This window comes from Deltaproteobacteria bacterium, from assembly GCA_011375175.1.
In the GTDB taxonomy this organism is placed as follows: Bacteria; Desulfobacterota; GWC2-55-46; order GWC2-55-46; family DRME01; genus DRME01.
This window is the reverse complement of record DRME01000088.1, coordinates 21,548-28,168: the sequence shown is the minus strand read 5'-3', so window position 1 is coordinate 28,168 and position 6,621 is coordinate 21,548. Positions and strand designations below refer to the sequence as shown.

The window sequence follows — 6,621 nt, the reverse complement described above, 5'->3', positions numbered from 1 at the left end:
AAAGGTTCCCTCAGACTCCCTCCAAAAACTTTTAATGCGAGTTGGTTTCCCCCTGTTTTGCCAGGCAAAACAGGGGGAAACCAACTCGTATTGAAAGTCTTTGAAGGGGGTCTGGGGGAAACTTTCTACAGAAAGTTTCCCCCAGGGTCATTAATCAGAGTTTCCTTAATCAGGGCTTCCTTAATATCACGGAACGACGGTTTCAAGAAATATTTTTTGCGATGAGGCTCAGAACTCTATGGAGAGCTGGGTGGAGACGAGGTCCCTGTCCCCGCCGCCCCGGTAGCGGCCGTGGAGGTACTCGACGGAGAGGGCGGCGTTGGGGCGAAGCCTCCAGGTGAGGTCGAGGCCGTACTGTCTTGCCGGGAGTGAGGGGAGCTCGCGCGACGACTCGTACCTGGCGGCGAGCTCCAGGTCCTCTCTCAGGTTCCATGCGAGCTCCACGTTGAGGGCCGAAGGTCTGTCGCCGCGTCCGTCGCCGTCGGCGTCGAGGTCGGCGGGATCGAAGCGCGAGGCCGCCCCTATGTACTCGGCGTCGAAGAGGAGGGCGCCTGTGCCGGCCGTCAGGAAGAGGTCATAGCCCGCCACGGCGCGCGCCGGGGCTCCGCCCGAGGCGGCAAGGCCGGTAAGGTCCGCGCCGGTCTCGGCGAGGTCCGATATGTAGGCGCCGCCGACGATGACGCCGGCCGCCGGCGTCACGGTGAGGGCGGCCGTGAAGTCGTCGATGCCGCCGCCCGAGGCGGCGCCGTCGACGGCGCCGGTGAAGAAAGCAGCCGAAACCTCGAATAAGTCGTTCTCGTAGGCCGCGAGGAGGGCCGACCGGCGCGTCTCGCCGAGCTCAAGCGTCATGGGATCGCTTATGAAGTGGGACGTGTAGACGCCGAAGGGAAGGTACATCCTGCCGCCCGTGAGGCTCGCCCCCGAGGGATCGATGAACCTTACGGTGCCGATGTCCACCTCCATTGGCTCGGTTTGCTCCTCCTCCCACAGCAGCAGGACGCGGCCCTCGATGTGCTCGTTTATGCGGGCGTCGAGCCCGATGGAGACGGTGGCGAGCACCACGTCGGAGCTGTGGCCGTAGAGGTCGTTGCGGTCCGCCGCGGCCTCCACCTCGACGAGCCCGCCGACCGTCACGTTCTCGGCTATCTCCCGCAACATGCCGGCACGCTTCTTTTCCTCAAGCGTACGGTAAAGCTCGGAGTTGAGCCGCTCGAGCCTGCCGATCCTCTCCTCGAGAGACGACACGCCGGGGGCCGGAGCGGCCCGGACCGCGCCGGAGAAGACGGCCTGCGCAAGGACCGTCAGCCACAGGACGGCGACAGCAGCAAACCCTTTTCCCATCTCAAAAAATATCTCCATCCCGCAAGCGTGCCTCCCTCGGCGGAAAGCTCGCCGTCTCCCGCCCGTTCTTCCCGGCCGCCGGGTGCCGAACGGGCTCTAAATGATATTAAATATCATTATCAATAAGTCCGGTCAACCCCCGGTCAACTCCGGTGTTGCGCTCCGGGGGCCGCCGGCGGCCGCCCGGGCGTGCGCGCGGCCTTGACAGGAGGGCCTTTTTACTGTAACTTACAGGGAACTGTCACTTCGCGGGCCGCCGCGGCGCAGAGCGCGCCCCGGCCGGCGCCACCCCATGCGGAAGGAGACGAAGACGGGGCCCGAAGACTCGAGGTTCATGGCCGAGGCCTTAAGGCTTGCGCGCAAGGCCGCACGCATGGGAGAGGTGCCCGTGGGAGCGGTGGTGGTGCGCGAGGGCGAGATAATCGGCCGCGGCTACAACCGCAGGGAGACGGCGGCCGACCCCACGGCCCACGCCGAGATAGTGGCCCTTCGCAGGGCCGCAAGGAAGCTCGGCGGCTGGCGCGCCGCGGGCACGGTCCTCTACGTCACGCTCGAGCCCTGCCTCATGTGCATAGGGGCCGTCGTCCTCGCAAGGGTCGAGCGGCTCGTCTTCGGCGCCTTCGACCCCAAGGCCGGGGCCTGCGGCTCCCTCTACGACATCCCGGCCGACAGACGGCTCAACCACCGCGTCCAGGTCACGGGCGGCGTCCTCGGCGACGAGTCGGGCACCCTTCTGAGGGAGTTCTTCGCCGGACTCAGGAAGGGCGGCCGCGACGGCACAGACCGCCCGCAACGGTCCTGAAAGGCAGGCCGGCGCCACCAAAGCGAGGAGTATTCCAAATGCAAAGTATCTCGGACCATATCTTCCGCCAGTACGACATACGCGGCATCTTCGGTGACGACCTTACCGTCGAGGTCGCCGAGGCCCTGGGCAGGGCCTACGCCGTGCTCCTGCGCCGAAAGGGGGGGGCCGAGAAGGCCCGCGTGAGCGTGGGACGGGATGTGAGGAAGAGCTCCGCCAGGCTCAGGGACGCCCTCGTCAGGGGTCTCACCTCGGCCGGCCTCGACTGCCTGGACCTCGGCGAGTGCCCGACGCCGCTCCAGTACTTCTCCATCCACTCGCTGGGGCTCGACGGCGGCATCATGATAACGGGCAGCCACAACCCCCCCGAGTACAACGGCTTCAAGATCAGCGTGGGCAAGGAGACGATCCACGGCGAGGAGATCCAGGAGCTGAAGGAGATCATGAGAGAGGAGCCTCCGCCGGCCGCACCGGCCGCAGCGCCGGGCTCCGTGGAGACGACGGACATCATCTCGCGCTACATCGACTGGGTGGCGGACAACATAAACGTGGCCGGCAACGAGCGCCCCGTAAAGGTGGTGATCGACGCCGGAAACGGTACGGCCGGGCTCGTGGCCCCGAAACTTCTGCGAAGGCTCGGCTGCGAGGTCACGGAGCTATTCTGCGACCCCGACGGCTCCTTCCCCAACCACCACCCCGACCCCACGGTGGAGGAGAACCTCTCCCAGCTCATCGACAGCGTGAAGCGCGAGGGCGCCGACTTCGGCGTGGGCTACGACGGCGACGGCGACAGGATCGGCGTCGTCGACGAGAAGGGCTCGATCATCTGGGGCGATCAGCTCATGATAATCTTCTCGCGCTCCATACTCAGGACCATGCCCGGCGCCACCGTCGTCGGCGAGGTCAAGTGCTCGCAGGTCATGTACGACGAGATAGAGAAGGCCGGCGGCAGGGCCGTCATGTGGAAGACGGGCCACTCGCTCATAAAGTCGAGGATGAAGGAGCTGAAGGCCGCCATGGCCGGAGAGATGAGCGGCCACATATTCTTCGCCGACCGCTTTTTCGGCTTCGACGACGCCATATACTCCACGTGCAGGCTCATCGAGATACTGGCCGAAAAGAGGGTCGCCGAGCCCGCGGCGGCCTTCTCCGACCTCCTGGCGGGCGTGCCGGCCACGTCGGTCACCCCGGAGATGAGGGTCGACTGTCCCGACGAGCTGAAGTTCTCGGTCATCGAAAGGCTCAGCAGGGCCGTGGGAGAGGGAGAAGGGGGCCGAGGGGGGCTCGCCATAAGGGACGTGGTCACCATAGACGGGCTCAGGATAATATTCGACGGCGGCTGGGCCCTGGTGCGGGCCTCCAACACCCAGCCCGTGCTGGTGCTCCGCTTCGAGGCCGAGAGCCCGCAGCTTCTCGAAAAGATAAAAGACTTCATGAAGGGCCGGCTCCTTTCGGTCTGGCCCCAGTGCCGGCTCCCCTACTGATGTCGAAGTCCATGGCCGACAGAGAGAGAACGGCCGGAGAGGTGATCGGCGGGGTCAGCGCCTTCACCGACCACGACATATACCTCTTCAGGGAAGGCACCCACTACCGCCTCTACGACAAGCTCGGCTCACGGACGATGAACGTGGACGGCACCGGGGGCGTCTACTTCGCCGTATGGGCGCCCAACGCCAGAGAGGTGTCGGTGATCGGCGACTTCAACGGCTGGCGAAAGGGCGCCCATCCCCTCCGCTGCCGCACCGATCACTCGGGCGTCTGGGAGGGTTTCATACCGGGCCTCGGCGAGGCCACGGCCTACAAGTACCACATCGAGAGCCGCCACCGCGCCTTCAGCGCCGACAAGAGCGACCCCTTCGCCTTTCGCTGCGAGGTCCCTCCGGCCACGGCCTCCATAGTCCACGGCCTCGACTACGACTGGGGCGACGACGAGTGGATGGCCTCCAGGAAAGATCGCAACTCGCTCCGCGCGCCCATCTCGATCTACGAGGTCCACCTCGGCTCCTGGCGCCGCGTGCCCGAAGAGGGCGGCAGGCCGCTCACCTACCGCGAGGCGGCCCATCAGTTGCGCGACTACGCCCTCGATATGGGCTTCACCCACATAGAGCTCATGCCCGTCATGGAGCACCCCTTCGACGGCTCCTGGGGCTACCAGATAACGGGCTACTTCGCCCCCACCTCCCGTTTCGGCACGCCCCAGGACTTCATGTACCTCGTAGACGTCCTCCACCAGGCCGGCATAGGGGTCATACTCGACTGGGTGCCGTCCCACTTCCCCGGCGACGCCCACGGCCTCGTCTACTTCGACGGCACGCACCTCTACGAGCACGAGGACCCGAGAAAGGGCTTCCACCCCGACTGGCGGAGCCACATATTCAACTACGGAAGAAACGAGGTGAGGGCCTTCCTCATAAGCAACGCCCTCTACTGGTTCGACAAGTACCACGTGGACGGGCTGCGCGTGGACGCCGTGGCCTCCATGCTCTACCTCGACTACTCGCGCAGGGAGGGGGAGTGGATCCCCAACGAGTACGGCGGCCGCGAGAACCTCGAGGCCATACACTTCCTGCGCACCCTCAACGAGCAGGTCTACAGCGAGTTTCCCCACGTCCAGACCGCGGCCGAGGAGAGCACCGACTGGCCCATGGTCTCGCGTCCCACCTACCTCGGCGGCCTGGGCTTCGGCATGAAGTGGAACATGGGCTGGATGCACGACACGCTCGACTACTTCTCCACCGATCCCCTCTACAGGAAGTACCGCCACGACCGCCTCACCTTCAGCATCTGGTACGCCTTCACCGAGAACTTCATCCTGCCGCTCTCGCACGACGAGGTCGTTCACGGCAAGGGCTCGCTGGTGGGAAAGATGCCCGGCGACGAGTGGCAGCGTTTCGCCAACCTCCGTCTCCTCTACGGCTACATGTACGGCCACCCCGGCAAAAAACTCCTCTTCATGGGCGACGAGTTCGGCCAGGTCCGCGAGTGGCAGCACACGGAGAGCCTCGAGTGGCACGTGCTCCGCTGGAAGGTCCACAGCGGCGTAAAGGACTGGGTCCGCGACCTCAACCATCTATACAGAAGCGAGCCGGCCCTCCACGAAGCGGACTTCGAAGCCGGGGGTTTCGAGTGGATAGACTGCCACGACTGGGAGGAGTCGACCGTAAGCTTCATACGGAAGAGCGCTTCCGGCGCCGGCACGATCCTGGTGGTATGCAACTTCACGCCCGTAGTGCGCTACGACTACCGCATCGGCGTGCCGTCGGGGGGATGGTGGCGCGAGGTGCTCAACAGCGACGCCCTCTGCTACGGCGGCACAGGCCAGGGCAACTTCGGCGGCCTGCACGCCGAGCCCACCGAGGCCCACGGCCGCAGCCACTCGCTGGTGATGACGCTGCCGCCGCTCTCGGCGCTATACTTCAAGCATGGGTGAGGCGGGGCGGATGGCAAAAAGGGCGTTGATAACGGGCGTCACCGGCCAGGACGGTTCCTATCTCGCCGAGCTTCTGATAGGGAAGGGCTACGAGGTCTACGGCATGGTGCGACGCTCCAGCTCCGAGACCCTCTCGCGCATAACGCACATAAAGGAGAGGATCAACTTCGTCCAGGGCGACCTCACCGACCAGAGCTCGCTGGACGAGGCGGTGCGGACCATAAGACCCGACGAGATATACAACCTGGCGGCCCAGTCCTTCGTCCCCACCTCCTGGAACCAGCCCACCCTCACGGGCGAGGTCACGGGGCTGGGCACCACAAGGCTCCTCGAGGCGGTGCGCAAGTTCAGGCCCGAGGCCAGGTTCTACCAGGCCTCGTCGAGCGAGATGTTCGGCAAGGTCCGCGAGGTCCCGCAGACAGAGCTCACCCCCTTCCACCCGCGAAGCCCCTACGGCGTGGCCAAGGTCTACGGCCACTTCATAACGGTCAACTACCGGGAGAGCTACGACCTCTACGCCGTCTCGGGCATCCTCTTCAACCACGAATCGCCGCGCCGGGGCCTCGACTTCGTGACCCGCAAGATAACCCATACGGCGGCCCGCATAAAACACGGCCTTGCCACGGAGCTTCGCCTCGGAAACCTCGACGCAAAACGCGACTGGGGCTACGCGGGCGACTACGTGGAGGCCATGTGGCTCATGCTCCAGCAGGACCGCCCCGAAGACTACGTGATAGCCACGGGCCGGACCCACAGCGTGCGCGAGTTCGTGGAACTCGCCTTCGAGAGGCTCGGCCTCGACTGGAAGAGATACGTCGTCGTGGACCCCGCCTTCTTCAGACCGGCGGAGGTCAACCTCCTCGTCGGCGACCCGTCGAAGGCCCGCGAAAGGCTCGGCTGGACCCCCAAGGTCTCCTTCCGGGAGCTGGTCCGCATGATGACCGACGCCGACGACGCGCTCTGCGCGGCAGGCGCCGACGCCACGTGACTTCTTCGGGAAAACCCTCCGACGGTCATGGACCCACATCCCCCCTGCCGGCGCGCCCTG

General features: G+C 65.4%; 5 protein-coding genes. 4 read left to right on the top strand and 1 reads right to left on the bottom strand.

Going from position 1 to position 6,621, the window contains the following annotated elements:
* Positions 1–228 precede the first annotated feature (228 nt).
* Positions 229–1,359: an LbtU family siderophore porin gene (locus ENJ37_07765; protein HHL40387.1), complete on the bottom strand. Its 1,131-nt coding sequence runs from the start codon at positions 1,357–1,359 to the stop codon at positions 229–231.
* A 274-nt stretch (positions 1,360–1,633) separates the two neighbouring features.
* Here ENJ37_07765 and ENJ37_07760 point away from each other — a divergent pair, with 274 nt between their 5' ends.
* From ENJ37_07760 to gmd, 4 genes are read left to right on the top strand one after another with little or no spacing between them, the layout of a single operon-like run.
* A complete protein-coding gene (locus tag ENJ37_07760) occupies positions 1,634–2,143 on the top strand; it encodes a nucleoside deaminase (GenBank protein ID HHL40386.1) in 510 nt (169 codons plus the stop codon).
* A gap of 47 nt (positions 2,144–2,190) precedes the next feature.
* Positions 2,191–3,627, top strand: coding sequence for a phosphomannomutase/phosphoglucomutase (locus tag ENJ37_07755; GenBank protein ID HHL40385.1), 1,437 nt, complete (start codon positions 2,191–2,193; stop codon positions 3,625–3,627).
* 11 nt (positions 3,628–3,638) lie between these two features.
* Positions 3,639–5,573 (top strand): 1,4-alpha-glucan branching protein GlgB, encoded by a 1,935-nt coding sequence (glgB, locus tag ENJ37_07750; protein ID HHL40384.1) that lies wholly within the window; start codon positions 3,639–3,641, stop codon positions 5,571–5,573.
* Positions 5,574–5,583: 10 nt separating this feature from the next.
* Positions 5,584–6,561, top strand: coding sequence for a GDP-mannose 4,6-dehydratase (gene gmd, locus ENJ37_07745; GenBank protein HHL40383.1), 978 nt, complete (start codon positions 5,584–5,586; stop codon positions 6,559–6,561).
* The last annotated feature ends 60 nt before the right edge of the window (positions 6,562–6,621 follow it).

Coding starts and splice junctions, on each gene's coding strand:
- ENJ37_07765 (HHL40387.1), bottom strand. CDS start 1,359: ATGGAGATATTTTTTGAGATGGGAAAAGGGTTTGCTGCTGTCGCCGTC.
- ENJ37_07760 (HHL40386.1), top strand. CDS start 1,634: ATGCGGAAGGAGACGAAGACGGGGCCCGAAGACTCGAGGTTCATGGCC.
- glgB (HHL40384.1), top strand. CDS start 3,639: ATGGCCGACAGAGAGAGAACGGCCGGAGAGGTGATCGGCGGGGTCAGC.
- gmd (HHL40383.1), top strand. CDS start 5,584: ATGGCAAAAAGGGCGTTGATAACGGGCGTCACCGGCCAGGACGGTTCC.